The organism is Pseudoalteromonas sp. SM9913 (assembly GCF_000184065.1).
In the GTDB taxonomy this organism is placed as follows: domain Bacteria; phylum Pseudomonadota; class Gammaproteobacteria; order Enterobacterales; family Alteromonadaceae; genus Pseudoalteromonas; species Pseudoalteromonas tetraodonis.
This window is the reverse complement of sequence record NC_014803.1, coordinates 2,667,953-2,691,708: the sequence shown is the minus strand read 5'-3', so window position 1 is coordinate 2,691,708 and position 23,756 is coordinate 2,667,953. Positions and strand designations below refer to the sequence as shown.

Annotated in this window: 19 protein-coding genes, 2 pseudogenes and 1 other annotated feature; of the genes and pseudogenes, 11 read left to right on the top strand and 10 right to left on the bottom strand. The window is 40.5% G+C overall.

What is annotated here, in order from left to right; all coding sequences use genetic code 11:
* The first annotated feature begins 9 nt into the window (after positions 1-9).
* The 7 genes and pseudogenes from PSM_RS12315 to PSM_RS18460 all read left to right on the top strand — a co-directional run.
* Entirely contained in the window at positions 10-1,386 is a 1,377-nt protein-coding gene (locus tag PSM_RS12315; RefSeq protein WP_041695779.1) for a Na+/H+ antiporter NhaC family protein, read from the top strand.
* 174 nt (positions 1,387-1,560) lie between these two features.
* Positions 1,561-3,303 carry a potassium/proton antiporter gene (locus PSM_RS12310; protein WP_013465798.1) on the top strand — a complete coding sequence of 581 codons (1,743 nt, stop codon included), beginning with the start codon at positions 1,561-1,563 and terminating at the stop codon, positions 3,301-3,303.
* A 72-nt stretch (positions 3,304-3,375) separates the two neighbouring features.
* Positions 3,376-4,433, top strand: a pseudogene (locus PSM_RS18765) (IS3 family transposase); the annotation flags it as partial.
* Positions 3,654-3,770 (top strand) — a sequence feature (AL1L pseudoknot). (Overlaps the previous pseudogene by 117 nt.)
* 83 nt (positions 4,434-4,516) lie before the next feature.
* Positions 4,517-4,822: an IS66 family insertion sequence element accessory protein TnpA gene (tnpA, locus tag PSM_RS12295; RefSeq protein ID WP_013465796.1), complete on the top strand. Its 306-nt coding sequence runs from the start codon at positions 4,517-4,519 to the stop codon at positions 4,820-4,822.
* Positions 4,819-5,172 carry an IS66 family insertion sequence element accessory protein TnpB gene (gene tnpB, locus PSM_RS12290; RefSeq protein WP_024605589.1) on the top strand — a complete coding sequence of 118 codons (354 nt, stop codon included), beginning with the start codon at positions 4,819-4,821 and terminating at the stop codon, positions 5,170-5,172. The genes tnpA and tnpB overlap by 4 nt, the downstream gene beginning before the upstream one ends.
* Before the next feature lie 39 nt (positions 5,173-5,211).
* Positions 5,212-6,756 carry an IS66 family transposase gene (gene tnpC / locus PSM_RS12285; protein WP_013465794.1) on the top strand — a complete coding sequence of 515 codons (1,545 nt, stop codon included), beginning with the start codon at positions 5,212-5,214 and terminating at the stop codon, positions 6,754-6,756.
* Positions 6,757-6,777: 21 nt separating this feature from the next.
* Positions 6,778-6,948: pseudogene (locus tag PSM_RS18460) on the top strand (IS3 family transposase); the annotation flags it as partial.
* A gap of 112 nt (positions 6,949-7,060) precedes the next feature.
* Here the strand turns inward: PSM_RS18460 and PSM_RS12280 are convergent.
* Together PSM_RS12280 and PSM_RS12275 are read right to left on the bottom strand one after the other, a co-directional pair.
* Positions 7,061-8,392 (bottom strand): MFS transporter, encoded by a 1,332-nt coding sequence (locus tag PSM_RS12280; protein WP_013465793.1) that lies wholly within the window; start codon positions 8,390-8,392, stop codon positions 7,061-7,063.
* A 113-nt stretch (positions 8,393-8,505) separates the two neighbouring features.
* A complete protein-coding gene (locus PSM_RS12275; protein ID WP_013465792.1) occupies positions 8,506-9,282 on the bottom strand; it encodes a hypothetical protein in 777 nt (258 codons plus the stop codon).
* A 255-nt stretch (positions 9,283-9,537) separates the two neighbouring features.
* Here PSM_RS12275 and PSM_RS12270 point away from each other — a divergent pair, with 255 nt between their 5' ends.
* The gene (locus PSM_RS12270) at positions 9,538-10,248 is read left to right on the top strand and encodes a VC0807 family protein (RefSeq protein ID WP_013465791.1); all 711 of its coding nucleotides are present in this window, start codon (positions 9,538-9,540) and stop codon (positions 10,246-10,248) included.
* Positions 10,249-10,320: 72 nt separating this feature from the next.
* Here the strand turns inward: PSM_RS12270 and PSM_RS12265 are convergent, their stop codons facing one another.
* The 3 genes from PSM_RS12265 to dps form a co-directional block, all read right to left on the bottom strand.
* Positions 10,321-10,764, bottom strand: coding sequence for a c-type cytochrome (locus tag PSM_RS12265; RefSeq protein ID WP_041695873.1), 444 nt, complete (start codon positions 10,762-10,764; stop codon positions 10,321-10,323).
* Positions 10,765-11,077: 313 nt separating this feature from the next.
* Positions 11,078-12,820, bottom strand: a complete 1,743-nt coding sequence (locus PSM_RS12260) for a SulP family inorganic anion transporter (protein WP_013465788.1) — start codon at positions 12,818-12,820, stop codon at positions 11,078-11,080.
* A gap of 185 nt (positions 12,821-13,005) precedes the next feature.
* Complete coding sequence (gene dps / locus PSM_RS12255; RefSeq protein WP_013465787.1) at positions 13,006-13,530, bottom strand: DNA starvation/stationary phase protection protein Dps; 525 nt, start codon at positions 13,528-13,530, stop codon at positions 13,006-13,008.
* A gap of 348 nt (positions 13,531-13,878) precedes the next feature.
* Here dps and corA point away from each other — a divergent pair, with 348 nt between their 5' ends.
* Positions 13,879-14,835 carry a magnesium/cobalt transporter CorA gene (gene corA / locus PSM_RS12250; protein WP_013465786.1) on the top strand — a complete coding sequence of 319 codons (957 nt, stop codon included), beginning with the start codon at positions 13,879-13,881 and terminating at the stop codon, positions 14,833-14,835.
* Between the two features lie 33 nt (positions 14,836-14,868).
* Here the strand turns inward: corA and PSM_RS12245 are convergent, their stop codons facing one another.
* From PSM_RS12245 to PSM_RS12235, 3 genes are all read right to left on the bottom strand, one after another.
* Positions 14,869-15,231 (bottom strand): DUF2237 family protein, encoded by a 363-nt coding sequence (locus PSM_RS12245; RefSeq protein WP_013465785.1) that lies wholly within the window; start codon positions 15,229-15,231, stop codon positions 14,869-14,871.
* A gap of 165 nt (positions 15,232-15,396) precedes the next feature.
* On the bottom strand, positions 15,397-15,816 hold the full coding sequence (locus PSM_RS12240) for a CBS domain-containing protein (RefSeq protein ID WP_013465784.1): 420 nt from the start codon (positions 15,814-15,816) through the stop codon (positions 15,397-15,399).
* 177 nt (positions 15,817-15,993) lie between these two features.
* Positions 15,994-16,773 carry a DUF2189 domain-containing protein gene (locus PSM_RS12235; RefSeq protein ID WP_013465783.1) on the bottom strand — a complete coding sequence of 260 codons (780 nt, stop codon included), beginning with the start codon at positions 16,771-16,773 and terminating at the stop codon, positions 15,994-15,996.
* Between the two features lie 233 nt (positions 16,774-17,006).
* On the opposite strand from PSM_RS12235, the gene PSM_RS12230 reads away from it, so the two are divergent.
* The gene (locus PSM_RS12230; protein WP_013465782.1) at positions 17,007-18,887 is read left to right on the top strand and encodes an MFS transporter; all 1,881 of its coding nucleotides are present in this window, start codon (positions 17,007-17,009) and stop codon (positions 18,885-18,887) included.
* A 58-nt stretch (positions 18,888-18,945) separates the two neighbouring features.
* Here PSM_RS12230 and katG read toward each other — a convergent pair whose 3' ends face one another.
* Positions 18,946-21,213: a catalase/peroxidase HPI gene (gene katG, locus PSM_RS12225; RefSeq protein ID WP_013465781.1), complete on the bottom strand. Its 2,268-nt coding sequence runs from the start codon at positions 21,211-21,213 to the stop codon at positions 18,946-18,948.
* 315 nt (positions 21,214-21,528) lie between these two features.
* Positions 21,529-22,869 carry an L-cystine transporter gene (locus tag PSM_RS12220; RefSeq protein ID WP_013465780.1) on the bottom strand — a complete coding sequence of 447 codons (1,341 nt, stop codon included), beginning with the start codon at positions 22,867-22,869 and terminating at the stop codon, positions 21,529-21,531.
* Positions 22,870-23,160: 291 nt separating this feature from the next.
* On the opposite strand from PSM_RS12220, the gene PSM_RS12215 reads away from it, so the two are divergent.
* Positions 23,161-23,688, top strand: a complete 528-nt coding sequence (locus PSM_RS12215) for a hypothetical protein (protein ID WP_013465779.1) — start codon at positions 23,161-23,163, stop codon at positions 23,686-23,688.
* Positions 23,689-23,756: the final 68 nt, after the last annotated feature.

The window sequence follows — 23,756 nt, the reverse complement described above, 5'->3', positions numbered from 1 at the left end:
GGTTTGTTTATGCATTGGTATTCTATTTTACCGCCACTGATTGCCATTGCTATCGTGTTTTGGCGTAAAGAAGTGATTATGGCGCTTTTGGTGGCAGTGGCTTCATCAGAGTTCTTACTGGCCATTCAGGGCGAAGGAAATAGCGTATTTAATACATTTTTAAATACCATAGAGCGCATTATTTCGGTAGCAAGTTCCCCCGGTAATACCCGTATACTCATATTTAGTATTTTAATAGGCGCATTACTGGCCTATATTCGCGAGTCTGGCGGTGTTGCTGCTACCGTTAATATGCTTATGAATAAAGGCATTGCAAAAAGTAAGCGCCAAGTTGGCTTTTTAACCATGTTTACCGGCATCGCGGTATTTATAGAGTCAAACCTCAGCGTATTAACCTCAGGTATTGTATCGCGTGGCTTGTTCGACAAGTTTAAAATGAGCCGAGCCCGTCTTGCTTATATTATTGATAGTACCAGTGCACCGGTGTGTATTTTAATATTACTTAACGGTTGGGGCGCATTTGTACTGGGTTTACTTGGCAATTACGAGCTAAGCGAATCGGCAGTTTCTATTTTATGGGGCAGCGTAGGGTATAACTTTTACGCGATTATCACGCTAGTCATTGTGTTTTACACTATCGCGTTTGATAAAGTACACGGCCCAATGAAAGAAGCCGAGCAAAAGCTAGAGCTGCAAAAAACCGACCTAAAAGAAGAAGTAAAAGGCTCTAAAGCGCGTTACATGCTAGTGCCATTACTTACCTTAATTGTGAGCATGGTAGGCTTTATGTTTTACACCGGCAACGGCGTACTTGCAGAAGGCAGCGGCTCTAAATCGGTTTTATACGCAACGGTATTAGCCATTGTGGTTGCATATGTTTTAATGATTAGCTCGCGCCAATTTACTCACCATCAATTAGTCGATACCGGCTTTAAAGGCATGGGCGAGTTATTACCGCTGGTGAGCATTGTATTGCTTTCACTTACACTGGGCGCAAGCTTAAAAGAGCTAGGCACGGGCGTATTTGTCGCATCACTAGTGGGCGATTACCTACCTATTTACTTAATTGTACCAGTGCTGTTTTTAACTGGCGCGGTTATGTCGTTTACTACAGGTACATCGTGGGGCACATTTGCCATACTTATTCCTATTGGCGTACCGCTTATTCAAGCGCTCGGTTTGCCACCTTCACTGGTGGTAGGCGCTATTTTAGGCGGCGGTATATTTGGCGATCACTGCTCGCCTATATCCGACACCAGCGCCGTATCGGCACTCGCTTCGGGGTGTGACTTACTCACCCACGTTAAAACGCAGCTACCGTATGCGTTATTTGGCGGCGCACTGACGTTTATAGCGTATTTAGTAACAAGCATAATAGTGTTATAAAATTTGCTCGTTTAAATACAAAAAGGCCTGCTTAATCGCAGGTTTTTTTGTTTTAAATATGCAGTTAAGTACCCGTATTTATATTTTTTAGGTTATTGTATGGCATGAGCTTTAAGCTTTTTAATAGCTATAAATTCTTACTTTTTAACTTATACAAGGCTGTAAACCCACACTATGTTTGTAATAGATAATATCATTCTTGTTAGTGCCATTTTAATTTTACTAGGGGTTATCTCGAGCAAGCTATCTGCGCGCGTTGGCTTACCCGTACTGGTGCTATTTTTACTGGTGGGCATGCTTGCAGGTGAAGACGGTATTGCCGGTATATCATTCGATAACGCAGGGGCTGCGCATGCTCTGGGCACGTTAGCACTGGCTATTATTCTATTTGATGGTGGGCTACAAACGCCAACCAGCTCTATTAAACAAGTGTGGAAACCTGCTTCAGCTTTAGCAACGGTCGGGGTGCTTTTAACGGCTGTAATTACCGGCCTTGTCGCCACTTATATTTTAGACTTACCCGTATTACAAGGCGTTTTGCTGGGCGCTATTGTGGGCTCTACAGATGCCGCAGCCGTATTTGCACTTTTACGTAGCGCCGGTATTCACTTAAATAAAAAACTTAAATCAACCCTTGAAATAGAAAGTGCCTCGAACGACCCAATGGCTATTTTTTTAACGGTTGGTTTGCTCGAAATGCTAGTGAACGACATGCCAATAGGGCTGGGTTTACTGCAGTTATTTGCCCAGCAAATGGGCGTAGGCGCCGTTTGTGGGTTTTTAATTGGTAAGGTGTCGGTGTGGTTTATTAATCGAATAAAATTAAATGCATCAGGTTTGTATTTAGTAATGGTAACCGCATTTGGGCTGCTTTCTTTTGGCCTTTCTGCAACGCTTGGAGGCAGTGGCTTTTTAGCTGTATTTATAACCGGCGTTATTTTAGGTAACAGTAAATTTGTATATAAACGCGGTATTTTTCTGTTTCATGACGGTTTAGCGTGGCTTGGGCAAATAACCATGTTTGTTGTGTTAGGGCTTTTAATTAATCCCTCGTCGTTGGTTGATGTATGGTTAGAAGGGTTGTTAATTGCACTGGCACTTATTTTTGTTGCTCGCCCACTAGCGGTAGCGCCAATTTTGAAATTATTTGGCTTTAATAATCGCGAAACTTTATTTGTATCTTGGGTGGGGCTAAGAGGCTCAGTGCCGATTATTTTAGCTATATTCCCACTGTTGTTTGGCCTTTCAGGGGCGGAGCTTATTTTTAATGTGGTTTTTTTCGTGGTGTTAATCTCGGCCACGTTGCAAGGCTCAACTATGCCTTGGATGGCTAAAAAGTTAAGTTTAATAGAGCCGCCACCCGATTTAGCAGCTGCAACGCTCGAAATTACCGCCTTAAACGATATTGATATAGAAATTGTAGAGTACACGTTAAGTGATGTTTCTCGGGTTTCTGGGCGCAGTTTGTCACATGCTGCACTGCCAGAAAGTGTAGTTGTAGCCATGATCACACGAGGGCCATCAATCATACCGCCACGTGGCTCAACAAAACTAAAACCAAACGATCATTTATTTGTTGTTTTAAAACCCGATAACAGACCTTTTGTTGATTTAGTTTTTACAGCAACCGATAAAACAAACCACCAAGACAGTCACTTAGCGCGCAACGAACTTAAAGTGAAAGGGGTTACGTTAGTAGGCGATATATTTTACTCATATCACATGAAAATAGACGCCCCAGAGGGCATAAGCTTGGAAGAGGTGATCAACCAAAAGCTCTCAGGAGAAATCAGTAAAGGCTCAATTGTGGTTATTGGTAATGTTCAACTACGCGTTATAACAATGGTACATACACGTATAGTGACCATCGGCTTAAAATACTTACACAATCCAGAACAACGACTTTTAAAGCAGTAGTCATTAACGCTGATTTATAAGATGAATCGCCCCGTGTTTGCTAGAGACTCAATAACTTGAGAAACTGGAACTATGAAAAAATCAAATCGCTATACATCAGAATTTCGTGAACGTGCAATTAGGCTTGTTACCACACAACAGCATGAATACCCCTCTCTTTGGGCTGCGCTAGTATCGATTTCAGATAAACTGGGATGTACCCCAGAAACACTTAGAGCATGGGTCAAGAAGTCTCAAGCTCAACCGTCTAAACCCTCTTCTAACACGCAATCAACTGAAGAACGACTTGCCGCCTTAGAGCGCGAGAATAAAGAGCTCAAGCGAACGAATGATATCCTGAGGCAAGCTGCCGCTTTTTTCGCCCAAGCGGAGCTCGACCGCAAACAGAAGTAATAGTGGATTTTATTGATGCTTGCAGAGAGCATTACGGTGTCGAGTCAATTTGCAAGGAATTGCCGATTGCACCATCAACGTATTATTCTCATAAACAGATACAAAGAGAGCCTGAGCGACTGTCTAACCGCAAAAAGCGTGATGCTGAGCTGATAATACTCATTCGCGAAGTGTGGGAGGATAATATGTCAGTTTATGGTGCAAGAAAAATATGGAAGCAGCTACAGCTTGACGACCATCAAGTCGCCCGCTGTACAGTCGAACGATTGATGCGAGTTATGGGAATTCAAGGTGTTCGTCGGGGTAAAGCACATAAGACAACGATACCTGACGAGCAACAAGATAAGCCACTTGATTTAGTTAATCGTCAATTTACTGCTGAGCAGCCAAATCAACTTTGGGTAGCTGACATCACCTATGTTGCCACATGGAGTGGGTTTGTTTATGTCGCTTTCGTGATAGATGTTTTTTCACGATACATTGTAGGTTGGCGTGTATCAACGACAATGCACACAGAGCTTATTCTTGATGCGTTAGAGCAAGCTATTTGGCATCGTGGCAACCCCGAAGGGTTAATTCACCACAGCGACAGAGGCAGCCAATATTTGTCTATACGATACACTGAGCGACTTGCTGAAGCTGAAATTCAAGCGTCTGTAGGCAGTGTGGGTGACTCTTATGACAATGCATTGGCTGAAACAATAAATGGATTATTTAAAACAGAGATTATTCGCAGAAATGTAAGCGCGCAATTAAACCCACATACCAATATTAATGCTACCTATGCATAATTTACTCAGCATATTAACCTGAGGTAATTATGAATAAACAGCAAAAAATAAAACACTGGCAAGGCATTTTTGAGCAGCAAAAATCGAGTGGTTTAGCCATCATTCAATTTTGTCGTGATAACAACATTAACGCATCGACTTTCTATGTTTGGCGTAAACGCCTTTCTGACGAAACGATAAGGGTTAAAAAGCAACAGGTGATCCCGTTTGTTATTCATGAGCAAGCCTTTACACACCCTTCAATCATTAAACTCACCACACCAAACGGCTATCAAATAGACTTCGAGTCGACATTAGCTAACCAAACGCTAGCCAAATTATTGAGCGTACTGTGACACCTTGCACCCACCAAGTTTACTTGGTCACGGGATTCACCGACATGCGAAAATCAATCAATGGGTTAAGTATTATTGTCAGCGATACCCTATCTCTCGATCCTTTAAGCCAAGCGTGGTTCGTTTTTTGTAATAAACAACGCGATAAATTAAAAATTTTGTTTTGGGATACCAATGGTTTTTGGCTTTATTATCGTCGCTTAGAGCAAGGACGATTTCAATGGCCAAATCATGCTCAAGCACACGTAGCCATGGGGATTGAACAACGGCAGTTACAATGGTTATTATCTGGCTTACCGGTAAATAATAAAACCCGCCACTCAACTTTATCAGGGTTATCAGTGATGTAAATTAACCAGATCGTTTTTTTTACTTGAACGATCTTTCCCATGTGTCATGCTATTAAAATGCCAGACACTATTCTCATCACCGAACTACAAAATCAGCTTGCACTTATGCAGGCTAAGCTTGATGGCTTAGAAAAAGATAAAATTTCACTGCAAGAAGATAAGGTTGAAATGCAATCGCGGATTGACCACTTGCTTGCTGAGCTTAAGTTAAGTAAATCCCAAAAATACGGTAAAAAAAGTGAAAAAGCCCCACGGGGCACCTTCAATGAAGCGGAGCAGCATAAAACGACTGAGCCGCCTAAACACCATAAGAAAGGTAAACAAATACTGGCTGAGCACTTTGAACGAGAAGAGGTTGAGCACACTTTAACCGAGTTAACATGTCAGTGTTGCGATGAACAACTACATCAATGTGGTAGTGAAGACAGCGAGCAAGTGAAGATTATTCCGGCGAAAGTCAGTGTCATTAAGCACAAACAATTTAAATATGCTTGCAGACATTGCGAGCATGAACAATTGGCCAGTAAAATAATCACCGCGCCTAAACCCAAGCAGCCTATTCCTGGCAGCATTGCGAGTCCAGAAGCGTTATCGGCGGTTGTTACGGGCAAATACTGCGACGCCTTACCGCTTTATCGTTTCGTTGACATACTGGGCCGTGGCGGCCTTGAACTATCGCGCGGAACATTAGCTAATTGGTGTATTAAAGCGGGCCTGCTAATCAGCCCCTTAGTGGCAGCCATGCAACGTCACTTGCTTAGTGAGCACAGTTTATGTGCCGATGAAACCCGTACACAAGTGTTAGATGAAGGTGACAACCCTAGCAGCAATTCCTACATGTGGGTTTATCGCAGCAATGAGGTCAGCCGTGAGCCTGTCGTGATTTACGATTACCAAGCAGGTCGAAGTCGCGCTTGCGCAAAAGAATTTCTTGCCGGTTATCAAGGCTATTTACAGTGCGACGGTTACCGTGTTTATGACGGTATTGAAGGCATTACCCCTGTTGGTTGCTGGGCACACGCTAGACGCAAATATAACGATGCCTTAAAAGCAGAGTCGAAAAACAAAGGTCGAGCGCATAAAGCCATCAGCTTTATCAGCCAATTATATAAACTGGAAACCCACGCTAAAAACAAACAGTTATCTCCTCAAGCGCGGTATCAGTTACGACAAGAAAAAGCCTTACCCATATTAATGCACTTTAAAGCGTGGCTTGATGAAGCCGAAGGTAAAGTAACGGCGGGGAGTTATATTGGCAAAGCGATAAAATACACGCTTAATCAATGGCCGAAATTAATGCGGTATAGTGAAGATGGCGAACTAGGGATTGATAATAATATTACTGAGCGAGATATTCGGCCGTTTACCACTGGTAGAAAAAACTGGCTATTCTCAAAATCGGTTAATGGTGCTCAGGCCAGCGCGATACTTTATAGTATTGTGATGACGTGTCGTGCTAATGACATCAATCCGTATTACTACTTTGTGCATTTATTTAAAACGTTGCCGAATCGAGATGTGGGTGATGATGATTTTACCGACCTAATGCCGTGGAATGTGCAGCTAGACTTCGATTATAGCTAAGCGCACTGCTTAAATGCGCGCTTACGCAGAAATGGCCCGTGGAAGAATGTTGATGCTGTTGAATACGCAACGTTAGAGTGGGTCAATTGGTTTAATAATCAACGCTTATTATCTTCAATTGGGTATATTTCACCAGCTCAATATGAAACAGACTACTATGATAATTTAAACGAGTCAGGTAAAGTGGCCTGACTTAAACAAACTGGTCTCCGATGAACTCGGGGCGATTCACTTCATTTAATTGAGGCTGAAAGTGAAGCGCTATTGAGCGTTCATTAGTTGTTGTTAGTGCATAGCGTAAGCGCTATGCACTTTTTTGCTCGTTTCCTAGATCTTTAAACAGCTCCCCTTGGGGATGTTCAAAAAACGCATCATTTATTTCTTCATCATCCACAACCAACATTTGATCTTGTGCGGTGGTTTCTTCAATACGCGGATCCATAGTGGCAGCAAGTGGTGAGTTAGTTACATCGGACGTACCGACCACATAATCACTGGGTTCAGGCTGTTCTACTTTTTGTTTAGAATTAATAAACGTGAGTAATAAATACATGGTTACGGTTAATAGCGAAATAGACGCATACAATGCTTGGTGACCAAAGTAGCTCATGATCTGTGCGTTAACTGTTGAGCCTATTGCTGCCCCAGCGCCAAAAGCAACCAATAATGCTGATGACACGCCTACGCGTTCTTCGTCTTCAACTCGCGAATTGGCCAATGCCGAACAAAGCGGATATAAAGTAAAGGCAAACAAACCAAATATAAAGGTGAGTATGTAAGCAATTAACTGTGAGCTTGGTAATAAAAACAATGCCAAACTCACAATGCCTATGGCTATGGCATTAGTACGAATTAATAAACTGCGGCGAATACGATCAGAGAGCATTCCCATTGGCCACTGGGCTAGCAGGCCGGCTAAAATAGTTAGCGACATGAAAATAGCAATTTCAGCGGCGTTAAAGCCTGATAACTTGGCAAAAATAGGTGCTAGACCATAAAAGCTACCATTAATAATGCCTGCAAAGTGCACCGCAGTAAGCGATTGTGGCACTTTTTTAGCGTAATCAAATAGGCTCATTTTTATGGGTTTTAAGGGTTTTGGGTGAATTCTACGGGTGATAGAAATAGGAATAATGCCGATTGCTAACGCCATGCACACTAAAAATAGCGGCGCATAACCTAGCTCAGGAAATTGTGCGAGCGCTAATTGCCCTAAAATCATGCCCAAGTATGAAGTGATCATATAAAACGAGAATACCCGACCTCGGGATTCGGGGGCTGACTGTTCATTCAGCCAGCTTTCTAGCACCATGTAATTACACATCATACCTAAGCCAACAAAAAGCCTAAGGCCTAACCATATATAAAGATTATCACTCACCCCGTGAGCAGCCACACAGGCAGTAACCGCCGCAGTACTTGCTGCAAAGGTTCTGATGTGACCCACCGATTTAATAAGATGATAGCCAAGTTTTGAACCCAGTAATAAGCCAAGGTAATAACACGAGGTCATTAAGCCTATCCAAAACGTAGACGTGCCTTGTTTACCTAAATAAAGCGCTAAATAGGTAGTAAGTAAACCGGTACCAATAATTAAAAATAAATTGGCAAAGTACAGTGACGGAAATGATTTCATTAAAATGCAAATTATGAGCTAAGACAACTAGATACTAGAGCAAGCGAGAAGGTTTTCCAAGCTGTAAAAGGGAGTTTTATATGGCGCAACCCTATGCAGGCTTTAAATAGAGGTTAATGAATAAAATAATCATTTAATAATATTTCTATTTCACCGTTTTGCAGATATTCGGTAATTTTTTTGTTTATTTTTTCAAAGTCTTTTTTATAGCTTGGGTGGCAAATAATATTATCGTTAATGCTCACCGGTGAGTAGTTATTACTATAGGGTAGATGGGGGTGTATATTTAACTCTTTATAAGCAAAGTTAATATCGGGGTAAAACGCTAATATTAAGTCTACTCGCCCGAGTAATAAAAGTTGTAAGCTTTCCAGTTCGCTATTTACTTCAATTACTATTTTGGCTTTTTCTTTTATTTTATCTAACTCACGACTACTGGGTACCCCCCGAACAATGCTAATAATATCGCTGTTATTAATTTGGCCTACGTTTGAAATAATCCGTTCTGGGTTATTAGAAACCACTTTGATCAGTGCTTTGTTAAAAGGTGTGCTGTGTAAAATGTTTTTAGGTAAAGCCATTCCTTCTGAGCCATCAAAGGTGTCCTCACCTGGTGCATAGCAAGCAACAGTTTGTTTTAAAAACTCAAGCTTAGCGCGTTTCATTGGCATGACTTCAATTATATATTGATCACTCAGTTTTGTATCTGCGAGTGCTTTGGTTAATAACGCATGATAAACCCCTTGGTGTTGATTATTAGCAGCGTGTTGAAACAGTCCACTTAATTCGGCAACAGCAATAATTTGTTTGGCAGCGGCCTTTTGATGCACACAAACCACCAATAAAAATAACCAAAAGTACGATGTAGATAAATACTTACCACTGAGCATGACTTTAAACTAATTTATTTTTTGTAGTTCTAATATAGTCTTTGAGGACTGAAAATACGACTAGTGATTTAATTAACGTCTCAATTTATACCTATTTTACTGCAGAGTAAGCGCTACATAATAAAATAATACGACTAAGTGCCATGCTAGAATAGCGAGCGCATTGCGGGTATTATGCAATGAAGCAATCTTTAGCATTATTTACTCCACAAAGGAGAAAATTGATGGCAGCAGTAATATTTTTTGGAATTAAAAATGACCAGTGATAATCAAGCCGTAAATAAGCGTAAAAAAAATAATCCGCTTATCGAAATAGTATTTAATATCATCATCCCTTCAGTCATTTTAATGAAATTTTCTGGCCCTGAATATTTAGGCAGTGTGGCTGGTTTAATTGTCGCGCTTATATTCCCTATTAGTTACGGTATTTATGATTTTATAAAAGCGGGCTCATTAAACTTCATCTCGCTTTTAGGCTTTTTAAGTACTTTGCTTACCGGTGGTATTGCCTTGTTTGAGCTAAACGTTGAGTGGTTAGCCATTAAAGAAGCAGCTATTCCGGCAATCATTGGTTTTACCGTGCTGATGTCGGGCTTTTTTGGTAAACCCCTGCTAGCCAAACTTTTATTGAACTCACTTTTATTTAAGTTAGACACTATTTACGATGCCTTAGATGCACGAGGCAATACACAAAGCTTTAAACAAAAAATCACCAATGCTAATTACCTCTTAGCGCTGACCTTTGTGTTTTCATCTACGATGAATTACCTCTTAGCTAAATGGATTGTTACCAGCCCTGCAGGTTCCGTTGAATTTAACGAACAGCTTGGTGAAATGACGCTATTGAGTTATCCGGTAATTGCTATTCCGTCTATGCTCATGCTCATTGGTATTTTTGTTTATGTAATTAAAGTACTAACTAAATTAACCGGTATGAAGTTTGAAGACATGGTTAATGCTGAATAGGGTTATACATAATCTATAATAAAAAGCCGTTGTTTAATAACGGCTTTTTTGTTGATGTTTACTTATAAGTATTTATTTGTAATCAGAGTACTTCGTTCTGTGATAAGGAATAAGCTTATAATTTGGTTGTAAAAAGGTCACTAAATCAGTGAGTTCAGAAACGGTCATGGTGTCGTTAAATACCGTCATTTTAGATGCTCCATCGGGGGTTCTAGCATCAGCTCTGTAAGGTCTCGAAAAGCGGTGAGAAGGGTTAAGAACCGATGTAACTAACTCAGCATAAGTGACTATTTTGGTTTTATTACCGCCTAGTCTGATAGAAATATCGTCATGTTTTTTTATACTGTCATCTTCTACGCCTGCAAGTGAATGGCATGCCAAACACTCATACTTTATAAAAACGGCTTTACCTTTTTCAGCATTTCCCTCTGGTAAGCTAAACCCTCTTGGAGAATCAACGCCTCTATCGCAACCTGCAAGTGCAATTAAGCATAAAATTATTAATGTATATTTCATGGTAGCTCCTTTGTCTTTCATTGGTTTAGTGAGCGGCAATTGATAAACCATAGCCATAAACAACTTATGGCTAATTAGCTAAAACTAAAAGCGACCGCATTAGCGACTAAACTATGTATTTACTGCGCTGTATGATATTTGCATCTGGCTATTGTTTGTATTTTTAAGGTTTAGTAAGTAGCAAGAAAAGGTAATAAGGCTACGCTTATTATTAAGTGTTGATTTATTAAAATGCTTGAACACTCTATTGTTTTTATAAAGAGTCATTCACAATAAATGACTCATCTAGTGTAGTTGAGGAAAAATAATAACCCTAATTATTACCTGCATTTATCTCTTCGGAGTTTTGCGATTGAAACATCGTAACCTCGTCGACATGCTGACTGACGCTGTTTTTTTGTAAGGCAATGTATAAGTCTGAATGAATATAAATACCGTCTTTACCTGAGGCGATACCAGCGGTTTTAAACCAAGAAAGTAGTTGGCGTTTTCTTCCCGCTAGCTCTAATCGAATACCTCGTTTTTTAAATATCACATCTAGGTCTGCGAGCATGGCCATAACGCTTAAATCAAGATGAGTGAAGCAGGGCACAGCATCAATAATGACACATTGCGTGTCGTCTTTTTGTCTTGCATATTGCTCTAACAAGCGGCGTTTAAAATAACTGGCATTAAAATAGGTTAAAGGAGAATTAAAACGATATATAAAAACCCCTTGTACTGCTTTGGCTTTATCTGTTTCGTCTAAGCTTCTTACTACGCCTTTTATATCCACACCTAAAATGGTGTCTGATGGGCGCATAACAGTTCGAATAAATTGAAATAACCCTAGTAATACAGCAAGGGTAATTCCTGGTATAACACCAATAAACAGCACAGCAAAAAGTGTGGCTGAGGCTAAGTAAAATGCCTGCTTATCTTTAAGTTTTAATTGCCAGACTGCCTTTAAATCAAGCAGGTGAACAGAGGCAATTATTAATACAATCCCGAGTGCAGCACTGGGAATAAACTCAAGCGGCGCCGTTAAAAAAAGAGCGATAACGCCAATAATAGCGGCAGCTATAATCGAAACTAATTGGGTTTTTCCGCCAGAGTCGTCGTTCACGGCTGTGCGTGAGTCGGCACCACTAACGGCAAAGCCTTGTGATAATGCTGACGCTAAATTAGCGATGCCCAAGGCTCTAAATTCTTTATCGGCATCGATGTCGTAGCCATTCTTTGCTGCAAAGCTTCGCGCCGTTAGCATCATGCTGACAAAGCTAACTATGGCTAAGTTGAGTGCCGGTACAACAAGTTCTCGAATAATACCCACGTCAAATACTGGAGTGTTAAACACAGGCAAACCACCGGTTACTGTGCCTATGGTTTTTATTTCAAACTGCTCTAAATTAAACAACCAAACGAATACCGCACCTAGTGCAATGGCAAACATAGAGGCTGGCCATGTAGGTTTTAAGCGCTTTAACACAAAGTAAACGCCGAGGGTAAATAAAGCCATTAGCAAGGTGGGAATATGAGTTTGCGATAAATACGTAGGAACGCCACCTAAACGCTCAAGCAAGTAGCGCTCATCAAAGGTAAAGCCAAATACTTTAGAAAACTGACCAACAATAATGGTAATAGCCACACCGTTTAGTAACCCCATTAAAATTGGTTTAGATAAAAAGTCGGCTAATACACCTAGCTTAAAGCGGCTGGCAATAAAGCACCAAAAACCGGTCATTGCGGTCATGGTGATCACTAATTGCCAATGTTTAAAGCTATCGCCTGCAGCAAGTGGAGTAACAACTGCTGCAATAACCGCACATGTTGCGGCATCAGGGCCAATAATAAGCTGTTTAGAGGTACCAAAAAGTGCATAAAGCATCATAGGTAATACGCAAGAATACAGGCCAACCGCAGCATTAACGCCTGTAAGTTGAGCATAAGCTATAGCAACAGGTAAAGCAACGGCTGCAACCGATAATGCCGCTCTAACATCATCTGCAAACCATTGGCGTTGATAATTAAATAAGGTGTGCAAACCTGGCATAAAGCTATATAGACGCGACAACACTTCAAATTCCCTACTAATAATTAGGAGTCGATAGTAAGTTCTCTTTAATAATAAGTATAGTAACTAAACGTGTTAGATGCGCTAAATAGGGGGATTTCTAGTGTATTAATAAGAGGAATATAGTTTAAAAACAAAAAAGCCCAGCAAGTTACTGGGCTTTGTAAGTCAAATGACTGCTTTAAAAATTAGCTGTTCAATTGACCAGTAGATGATTCTATGTGGGCGCGAACAAACCACTGATATTGCTCAAGCTCTGCAAGTTGCGCAATGATCATATCTTCAGATACTGGATCAAGCTCAGCAAGTGATTCTATGGCTTTACGGTGATCACCGTTAACGCCATTATATACTTTGTCTAATGCGGCTAAATGTTCAGTTACTAAGCCTTTACCTATGGCGTAATCTTCCCATGTACGACGCTCAACAATCGATTTTGGTGTGCCAACTGGGACGCCGCCTAAAGTGGCAATACGTTCTGCTATGGTGTCGGTCATTTCACGGACGGTTTCTACTTGTGGGTCTAGCATTTCATGTACGCCAATAAAGTTTGGACCTACTACATTCCAATGAATATGTTTTAAAGTTAGCTGTAAATCAATTAGCGCTACCATGCGATTTTCTAGTACAGATATTGCTTTATTTGCTGATTCGTTTTTTACACCGGGAGCGGTAAATTCAGCGACTTTATTTGCATTATTACTGTTACTCATGATTCCTCCTACTATTTCAAAAATAGTGCTCGCTTTACTCTAGTGAGTATTTAAATTGCGATAACGAACACCTCTTGTATTTATAGAAGCAATCGTCATGCCGATAGTGATATGGTTTTAACTAACTGAAAAATAGCAGTTTAATTTTTATTTATAGTGCTTGATAAAGCAGTAAGATTAAGTGCATATGAAAAATATGCACTTTTTTGTAAATTCTGCAAAACAGCAGTACTTTAAAGTGTTAGCGAATAGCGTGCCCTTTATAGTGGTTATAATGAAGGTATTATCATTGTTGATTAATGTCCTGTTACATATACTCAACTTAAAGATTCATTAAAGGAGAAGTGTATGTTGAGGTTTTTTTCCATCGAGCAAGGAGTGATCAAAGAGTTAACGCCTTTACCTGATACCCCTGTTGAAGTATCCATAAAGAATGCACATTGGATTGATACTATTAATCCAACACCGCAGGAGCAAAATGCGCTTGCAAAAACGCTCAATATAACTTTTCCAGATTCGGTAGATGTAGAAGAGATTGAAACGTCGTCAAGGTGCTTTATCGATAATGAAGGTTTACATGTGCATGCATTGTTTATGTCACCTAATGAAGGGCGATTTAATACTGTAACGGTAGCTTGTTTGTTGCAAAACAATTGCTTACTTACTATTCGTGATGAGGAATTGGCTGATTTTAGACTACTGCGCTTAAGAGCGCGCAAAGGTCAGGTGGCATGCGATACAGCAAAACAATTATTAATCACTTTATTTGATCAAAAAGTTGAAAACCATGCTGATATGCTCGAAGACATGCATCATCAATTAGAGAGGCTCAGTGCTTATGTACTTGAAGAAGATAACTCAGACTTAGAAGAGGCGGTTGGTCGTATAGCTCGCTTAGAAGATGCTAATGGTAAGGTGCGTTTATGTTTAATGGATACGCGACGCAATATTTCGTTTTTAATACGCCGTATAGGCGCGCAAAATGACGAGCGCGAATCTCTTAGAGAAATTGTACTCGATATAGAAACTTTAATGTCGCACTGTACCTTTTTATTCGACAAGGTGAACTTTTTGATGGATTCAACACAAGGCTTTATTAATATTGAACAAAATCAAATTATTAAAACCTTTTCTATTGCCTCAGTAGTTTTCTTACCGCCTACAGTAGTGGCTAGTGTGTATGGTATGAATTTTAATATAATGCCTGAGCTACAATGGGAATGGGGTTATCCATTTGCAATTGGCATTATGTTACTGTCGGGCTTTGCCCCTTACTTATTTTTTAAACATAAAGGGTGGTTATAATACTTTAATATTGCAAGCTGAGCGCTCAAATCATTACCCGGTATATTGATGTGCTTTTAATACTTCAAGGGGAATAATATCTAGCGCTTTTTGGTTTGTTGCTTCAAGAACAACAGGAGGAGCAACGTTCGCAGCAATGGCATGATACCAACGAGTCGCACATAAGCACCACTTATCGCCAGCTTTTAAACCAGCAAAATCATACAAAGGATTAGGGCTAATTAAATCGTTGCCTTGCGCCTTGGAAAACTGCAAAAATTCGTCGGTCATAATGGCGCATACACTATGATTGCCAAAGTCTGAATCTGGCACATAGCAAAACCCTTCGCGAGTATAGCCGCCATTGCCACAACATAGCTGTAAGCGAGTTCCTAGTACATTTAATTGATTAGCCATATGACAAATTACCTTTTAGTAATAACTGCTGAAAAGAGCTGTTTACCATAACAGGCTGTTAGTGACTTAGCTATATACGAAGAGGCTTCTGGGTAGGTATTTGTTTATAAAAATAGCTGCGCTTTGAGTAAATTCAAAACGCAGGTTTTTTATTGTGCTATTAAGTTAAGATAATAGCGCCGCAGCTAAGCGCACAAAATCAGAAGAGGTTAGAATACCTACTAGCTGACCTTGCTCGCTAACCACAGGCATACAGCCATGGCGATTCTCTACAAAAAACTTAACCACATCTGATAATGGCTGAGTTGGAGTAACACTAATAAAGTCACTCACCATAATATCTTCTACTTTTGTGAGTTTTTCTTTGCGTTGTAATGCATTTGCGCCAAAGGTAGCCATGATCCCCATTACTTTGGCGACCATAATTTTTTGCGTAAGCATGCCAACAAATGCGCCATCTTCGTCGATAACGGGAATGTGACGAACATTTTTTTCTTTCATTAAATTATGTGCGTCGTGCAAAGTACTTTTTATATTCACTGAGAATGGGTTAGGTGTCATTAAGTCTGCAACGTTTTGACTCATGTTTATTCCTTTATAAAGCGTGTGGTATATCACATTATATTAGCGCGCTTTTTAAGCTTTGCACCTTATTCAGATCAAGGTTTTTGCAGATTTAATTCACAGGAGGGAAACAGGCATCACTTAATAAAACACCCTAAAGCGTTTTATTAAGTGATAAAAAATGACTATGGGTGAATGTTATTCGTAACCACGTTCTTTTTTAGTTTTAATAACCGCAATGTAACCGTGCCAACTAGCGTAACTAAGTAGTGGCATAATAATAATGAATCCAGCGGCACCCGCAGCAAAGCCCAGTGCCACAAGTACAAATATACAAATAGACCACACCAGCATGGCTGCAAAGTTTTCTTTAACTGCATGGATTGAAGAAACCACGGCAGTCATTATATCAACGCGTCTTTCCATCATAATTTGCGGGGTGAACGCCGAAATTGAAAACACACTAACCAGTAAAATACCGCCAATAATACTGCCTATGGTTAAAAACGCCGAAAGCTCTTCAAATGTTGGGTTTGCATGGCTTGGGTACAATGCATGAACAATTGCAGCTAAGCGCATCCAAATAATCATAATTACCATAAGTAACACGGCAAAACCCCACTCACCTACAGGGTTACGAAACATCGATTTTAATGAATGGCTTAAAGTAGGTTTATGGCCTTTTTCAAGCTCCCAAGCCACATCGTACAAACCAACCGCAAACACAGGACCTATTAAGGCAAATGCAACCGTGGCTGGCAGTATGGCAAGGTGGCTGTCGGTAAGTACAACAGAGTAAACAATCGCTACGGGAATAAGTGTGAAGATTAAACCGTAAATTAAGCTCAGCATGGGCGCGCGCGCCATATCCTTAAACGCTAACGAAAGCCAATGAAAAGCGGCAAATGTATTTACTTTGTTGCACTCTAAACAACGTGCGAATTTAGTGTCTTTGTCTATTGTGTTTGTAGTTGGCATAAAGATGCTCCTTTTTTAGTCACCTTTTAGTTTTAGAACATAGATGTTTTATTTACAACTCATAAACAACTTATACGATTGATTTAGTCGCATTGTTCATTTGTTAGTCATTTTTGTTGGGTTAGCTATTTTGTTTATTTAAATATATGTTTGAGCATGTACTTAAAAAGTGGGTTCGTATTTCTTTTCCACAGTGGTAATCTAAGCCCTGAAGCTAATTTTAAGAGACCGTAATGAAGGAAAATAAACAACAATTTCAGGGAGCTTTACTGGGTAGTAAACGGTTTTTACCTCTGTTTGTGACGCAGTTTTTCTCTGCTTTAAATGACAATGTTTACAAGCAATCAATCCTCCTTATTTTAATTTTTCAGGCTGCTACGGTGGCCGATGGTGCTTTTTATTCTAACGTGGCTGCGGGATTATTTATTTTGCCATTCTTTTTATTTTCGGGCATGGCTGGTCAAATTGCAGAAAAGTTGGAAAAATCAAAGTTGATCAGCATCGTAAAGTTTTGCGAAATTCCAATAATGCTGGTGGGCGTGGTATCTATTTTAACCGAGCAGGTTTGGTTAATGTTGGGTACTGTGTTTTTAATGGGTTTACAAAGCACTTTTTTTGGGCCACTTAAATACTCTATTTTACCGCAGCATGTGGCTCCTCATGAATTAACCAAAGCTAATGGGTTAGTTGAATCTGGCACCTTTGTGGCTATTTTATTGGGCACCGTATTTGGCACTTATTATATAACCCAAGCTGCAGGCCCTGTTTATATCAGTATCGCGATAGTGAGCTTGGCGGTTATTGGTTATTTGAGTAGTCGTTTTATACCAAAAAGTGCTGCGAATGATGCTAATTTAAAGGTATCGCTTAATCCTATTTCCTCGACCAAAAGTGTATTTAATGTGCTTAACGCACAAACCGAGTCAGTGGGTAAATCAGTATTGGGGATCAGCTGGTTTTGGCTGATTGGTGCAGTGATATTAACCGCGCTCCCTAACTATGTAAAACATGTAATGGGAGGCGATGAGCTGGTGGTTACCTCAGCTTTAGTGGTGTTTTCGTTGAGTATTGCATTGGGGTCTTTACTTTGTGAGAAGCTATCGCGCTCACGTATTGAGTTAGGCATTGTGCCTTTTGGGGCGCTTTTAATTAGCTTGTTTTTATATTTATTAAGCCAAGAGCCAAGCATTGAGTTTTATCGCCAAACTAATGAATCGCTGCTTACCCTTGAACAAGTGATTAATACCGGCGATATGCTCTGGCACTTTATTTGGATGGCTGGTATTGGTATAGCTGCAGGTTTTTATACGGTGCCACTGTATGCACTTATTCAGCAGCGTACTCACCCAGATAGCCGTTCACGAGTGATTGCTGCCAATAATGTACTAAACGCCTTATTTATGGTGGGCAGCGCTGTTTTAAGTATTGTTACCCTAACGCTTTTACACTGGGAAATTTCACAATTACTGTTGTTATTAGCAGGGCTTAATTTACTGATATCGCTGTACATATATAGCAAAGTGCCTGAGTTTTTCTTACGTTTTATTATTTATATTCTAGCGATTTGCATGTACCGAGTACGCACTAAGGGAACGCTTAATATGCCCGATGATGGGGCTGCCGTGGTGGTGAGTAACCATGTTAGCTTTGTTGATTGGATGTTTATTTTAGCCGCGTCACCTAGGCCAATTCGGTTTGTCGTGTTTGCCCCTATTTATTATTCACCAGCACTTAATTGGTTGTTTAAAATGGCCAAAGCCATTCCAATTGATAGCGAAAAAGCAAATCCTAAGGCGTTTAATAAAGCCTTTGACGATATCGCTCAGGCACTAGAGCGTGGAGAGCTGGTAGGAATTTTTCCTGAAGGCAAGCTCAGTGGAGATGGCGAAGTTGATGTATTTCGCCGTGGCATTGAAAAAATAATTCAGCGCACACCGGTGCCTGTTATTCCTGTTCATTTAGATGGACTATGGGGCAGTATGTTTAGTCGAAAAACCAAGTGGCGATTGCCTAGACCAAAGTGGTCGTTGGTCAATGTGACTATTGGTGAAATGGTGGCTGCACAGAAGGTTAATGCCGATGATTTGCGCGAGCGAGTGGTTGCTTTAAAGTAGCTTAATAAAAAAGCGCTGCAATTAATTGCAGCGCTATGGTTGTATTACTTAATGGTTATTAACGGTCTAAGTTCATTACTTTAGTCCATGCCGCAACAAAGTCTTCTACAAACTTTTGCTTTGATGTATCAAAGGCATATACTTCGGCAACTGCACGCAATTCTGAATTTGAACCAAAAATCAGATCAACTGAAGTGGCTGTGTACTTTTGCTCACCTGATTGACGATCAAAGCCTTGATAAATACCCGCATCTGATGACTTTTTCCAAACCGTCGACATATCTAATAAATTAACAAAGAAGTCGTTATTTAGAGTGCCTGGCTTGTCAGTAAATACGCCGTAGTCAGTGCCTTTGTAGTTTGCATCAAGCGAACGTAAGCCGCCTACTAACACGGTCATTTCTGGCACGGTTAGGTCAAGCTGATCGGCTTTATCTATTAGCATTTCAGTTGGCGACTTATAGCTTTTTTCTGCATCAAAGTAGTTTCTAAAGCCATCGGCAGGCAGCTCCAATAAACTAAATGCATTAACGTCAGTTTGCGCTTGCGTAGCATCGCCACGGCCAGCATTAAACGGTACATCTACTGTGTAACCTGCATCTTTCGCTGCTTTTTCAATCGCTGCATTACCACCTAACACAATCAGGTCGGCCAGTGACACTTGGCTTTTGCTAAAGAAACTATCATTAAAGTCGGCTTGAATCGCTTTTAATACGTTAAGTACTTTTGCGGTTTCGGCTGGATTATTTACCGCCCAATCCTTTTGTGGAGCAAGCGCAATGCGTGCACCGTTGGCACCGCCTCGCATATCTGAATCACGGTAGCTAGCAGCAGAAGCCCAGGCTACACGTACTAACTCAGGTACACTTAAGTTTGAGTCTAAAATAGCGGCTTTAAGCTCTTTTACTGCACCAGCATCAATGTTTGATTGAGTTTCTGCTGAAATTGGGTCTTGCCAAATTAAGTCTTCTTTAGGAACTTCTTTCCCTAAAAAGTTACGTGGTGGTCCCATATCTCTGTGAGTTAATTTGTACCATGCTTTAGCAAATGCAAGTTGATACTCTTTAGGGTCATTTAAAAAGCGCTCAGCAATTTTGCGGTATTCAGGATCAAATTTTAACGCTAAGTCGGCCGTGGTCATTACTGGTGCGTTAAACTTACCTTTAATATGAGCGTCAGGTACAGCGTTGTGTAACGATTCATCCGTTGGGATCCACTGAATGGCACCTGCAGGGCTGCGAGTTTGTTTCCACTCAAAGTTAAGCAGGTTGCTCAAGTACAGTGATGACCAGCGGGTAGGTGCTTGTGTCCATGCGCCTTCTAAACCACTAGATACGGTATCTTCAGAGTGGCCTTTACCACATTTGTTTTTCCAGCCTAAACCTTGCTCTTCAATACCGGCTGCAGCAGGCTCTGCACCTACACAGTCTTTAGGTTTGTGCGCACCATGCATTTTACCAAAGGTGTGACCACCGGCGATAAGTGCCAGTGTTTCTTCATCGTTCATCGCCATGCGAGAAAACGCAACGCGAATGTTCTTAGCTGACCCAATTGGATCAGGAACCCCTTTAGGGCCTTCAGGATTTACGTAAATTAAACCCATGTGCGTTGCACCTAATGGGCGTTCTAATTTGCCGCTAGCATCTTCACGGTCGCTGGCAAGCATTTCTACTTCTGGACCCCAGTAAACCATGTCTGGTTCCCAGTCGTCAGTTCGCCCGCCGGCAAAACCATAGGTTTCAAATCCCATGTTTTCTAGAGCAACGTTACCTGCTAATACGATTAAGTCTGACCATGAAAGTGCTTCTCCGTATTTTTGTTTAATTGGCCAAAGTAAACGGCGTGCTTTATCTAGGCTTACGTTGTCTGGCCAGCTGTTAAGCGGTTCAAAACGTTGTTGACCACCGCCTGCGCCACCACGGCCATCAAGCGTACGGTAGGTGCCTGCGCTGTGCCATGTCATACGAATAAAAAATGGGCCATAGTTACCAAAATCCGCTGGCCACCAGTCTTGAGATTGCGTAAGTAGGGCGTCAATATCACTTTTTACTGTGTCTAAATCTAGGCTGTTAAATGCCTCTGCATAATTAAAGTCTGCACCATAAGGATTAGAACGTAGATCATGATCACGAAGAGGAGATAGGTTTAGTTGATCTGGCCACCAAAATTGGTTTGTTCTGGTTGCGCCCATTTTAGCCTCACCCATGCCAACAGCACCTTGTGGCTTAGACATTTGTGGTTTTTCTTGGCTAAAAGCAGAGCCAGACATAAGTGCCATACTTATAAATCCAATAAGTGCTTTTTTAGTAAATGATCGGTTTTTCATTGTCAGCTTCCTTAAAGTTAACGAATTTCGTTATATATAAAGCGTATTACTATTATTAAAAATAGAATCTAATAATTTAAAAATTAGTGAGCTTTTACTCCATTCAAGTTGTTGTTTACCAAGCTTGAATGACTAAGCAGTGCGAATAGTATAGTAGAGGGGCTAAAAACCGTGTGCGAAATAAACCGATTGATACAATCTATAAAAATGATTTATTAAAGTTAAATGATTAAATAAACAAATCACTAAAGAGCATTGAAAGTGGCAGACGTAAAAAAGCCCAGCGTAGGCTGGGCTATTAGATTAAAATCTGTGTTATTGATTTTTCATTAATTTGCTGGTGATCATACCTGAGGTCATAGAGCCTGATACGTTGAGCGCAGTGCGTGCCATATCTATTAAGGGTTCAATAGAAATAAGTAAAGCCACAACCTCTATAGGTAATCCCATGGTAGGCAATACAACCAACGCTGCGAAGGTAGCACCACCACCAACACCTGCAATACCAAACGAGCTAATAACTACAATACCAATTAACGGTAAAATAAACTCAAATGTAAGTGGGTCTATCCCCACACTTGGCGCAACCATCATTGCGAGCATCGCAGGATAAATACCAGCACAGCCGTTTTGACCAATAGTGGCACCAAAAGAAGCCGATAAGTTTGCAATTGCTGGTGGTACTTTTAACTGGTTAATTTGCACATCGACATTCATAGGAATGGAGGCCGCTGAGCTACGTGAGCTAAATGCAAAGGTCAGTACTGGCCAGATTTTTTCAAAATAATGCTTTGGGTTTACACCCACAAAGCTAAGCAATAAGCCATGCACAACAAACATTAATAAAATAGCCACATACGAGGCAACAATAAAGGCAAGTAAATTTAAAATATCGTTACTGCTAGAGTTTGCCACGACGCTTGCCATTAGGCCCGCAACACCATAAGGAGTGAGTGCAATCACCATGCGAACTAAGCTCATTACCGTAGCTTGTAGGGCGTTTACACCGTTACGAATTGGGCTGGCAAGTTCTGTTTTTTCCAGCATTACTTTACGTGCAGCTATACCAACAAGGACACCAAATATAACCGTGGCAATAATAGAGGTTGAACGTTGATTACTTAAATCCGCAAAGGGGTTTTCAGGGATAAAGCTCAGTAGCATTTGCGGCACGCTTAAGTCGGCTACATTCGCAGCTTTGCTTTGTAGGGTGTCCATTCTAGCGGCTTCTCGAGTACCCGAAACAAGCCCTTCAATACTGAGGTCAAATCCATAGGTGACAGCAATACCCACCAAAGCGGCAATTGCTGTGGTAAAGAGTAAAACAGAAATACTAATAAATGATATTTTACCTAAAGAGCCTTGGTTTTCGAGCTTTACCACTGCGGCAATCATAAAAATTAATACCAATGGCATGATGATCATTTTTAATAAACCGACATAGCCTTTACCCACCACGCTTACCCAGCTGAGTATTTCTTTAATGGTTTCTGGGGAGTGGGCAAATAAAAACTGTAGGGCTAAACCAAAGGTGCTACCAAGCACTAAGCCAAATAAAACGGTACGAGATAAAGAGCTGCTTTTTTGCGAAAAAAGATAAATCGCGAACAGCAAACCGACAAATAATGCCAACATTAATAATACAGCAAGCGACATAGTACCCTCTTTTATAGCTGTGAATTAGCGCGGCACTTTAACGCTTTGTAAGACGTTAACAAAATACGCTTTCGCTATGGTATAGAATTAAAATGAATATAGTAATAATATTAAAGTATAACGAATGAGCACATTGTTGAAAAAATTAGCCCATATGATTGTATTTTCTTTAATTTATGGCGTTTACTAGATGAAAGTAAGATCTTAACTACAGTTAAAATCGTAACCCTAACACGTAGTAATAAATTAATTTGTTCACTTTAGTTTTTATTTAAAAGAGGGAGTAGAGGTATGTTAAAGGCAATAATGGCACTGGTGATGGTTTTAGTGGTTAGTGGGTGTTCAACCCAATACCCAAACCAAGCATTACTTGGTAAGCAATTTCCTTCAGTGACGGGAGAAAGCTTAGAGCAACAGTCATTCACCATTCCTGATGACTTTAACAACCCCAATACGTTGTTATTAATTGGATACAAACAAGATAGCCAGTTTGATATTGATCGTTGGCTTATTGGTTTAGATATGAGCGCAGTGAATGTGACCGCTTATGAGTTGCCCACTATTCAGGGTATGGTTCCTCGCATGTTTAGTACCTTAATCGATAGCGGTATGCGCAAAGGGATCCCAAAAGAGTTGTGGGGTGGGGTGATCACAATTTACAAAGATGGCGATAAGGTTCAGGCATTTACTGGTAACGAAAACCCGAATAACAGCCGCGTAATACTGCTTGATGAGAGTGGCAAAATTATTTACTTTTACGACCGTGGCTTTTCGGTCTCCGCGTTAAATAATTTAAAAGCGGTGATTGAAAAGCAATAGGTTGCAGATAAAATTAGTTGCCTTTGGGCACGCTATGACTAAACGTTAGCGTGCCACGTTATAAAAGC

Bases quoted from the DNA above. Each gene is read 5' to 3' on its own strand.
- PSM_RS12270 (WP_013465791.1), top strand. From the start codon at position 9,538: ATGACCAGTGATAATCAAGCCGTAAATAAGCGTAAAAAAAATAATCCG.
- PSM_RS12280 (WP_013465793.1), bottom strand. From the start codon at position 8,392: ATGAAATCATTTCCGTCACTGTACTTTGCCAATTTATTTTTAATTATT.
- tnpC (WP_013465794.1), top strand. From the start codon at position 5,212: ATGTGTCATGCTATTAAAATGCCAGACACTATTCTCATCACCGAACTA.
- PSM_RS12310 (WP_013465798.1), top strand. From the start codon at position 1,561: ATGTTTGTAATAGATAATATCATTCTTGTTAGTGCCATTTTAATTTTA.
- PSM_RS12240 (WP_013465784.1), bottom strand. From the start codon at position 15,816: ATGAGTCAAAACGTTGCAGACTTAATGACACCTAACCCATTCTCAGTG.
- PSM_RS12275 (WP_013465792.1), bottom strand. From the start codon at position 9,282: ATGCTCAGTGGTAAGTATTTATCTACATCGTACTTTTGGTTATTTTTA.
- PSM_RS12235 (WP_013465783.1), bottom strand. From the start codon at position 16,773: ATGCCAACTACAAACACAATAGACAAAGACACTAAATTCGCACGTTGT.
- PSM_RS12265 (WP_041695873.1), bottom strand. From the start codon at position 10,764: ATGAAATATACATTAATAATTTTATGCTTAATTGCACTTGCAGGTTGC.
- dps (WP_013465787.1), bottom strand. From the start codon at position 13,530: ATGAGTAACAGTAATAATGCAAATAAAGTCGCTGAATTTACCGCTCCC.
- PSM_RS12315 (WP_041695779.1), top strand. From the start codon at position 10: ATGCATTGGTATTCTATTTTACCGCCACTGATTGCCATTGCTATCGTG.
- corA (WP_013465786.1), top strand. From the start codon at position 13,879: ATGTTGAGGTTTTTTTCCATCGAGCAAGGAGTGATCAAAGAGTTAACG.
- PSM_RS12215 (WP_013465779.1), top strand. From the start codon at position 23,161: ATGTTAAAGGCAATAATGGCACTGGTGATGGTTTTAGTGGTTAGTGGG.
- katG (WP_013465781.1), bottom strand. From the start codon at position 21,213: ATGAAAAACCGATCATTTACTAAAAAAGCACTTATTGGATTTATAAGT.
- tnpA (WP_013465796.1), top strand. From the start codon at position 4,517: ATGAATAAACAGCAAAAAATAAAACACTGGCAAGGCATTTTTGAGCAG.
- PSM_RS12245 (WP_013465785.1), bottom strand. From the start codon at position 15,231: ATGGCTAATCAATTAAATGTACTAGGAACTCGCTTACAGCTATGTTGT.
- PSM_RS12220 (WP_013465780.1), bottom strand. From the start codon at position 22,869: ATGTCGCTTGCTGTATTATTAATGTTGGCATTATTTGTCGGTTTGCTG.
- PSM_RS12230 (WP_013465782.1), top strand. From the start codon at position 17,007: ATGAAGGAAAATAAACAACAATTTCAGGGAGCTTTACTGGGTAGTAAA.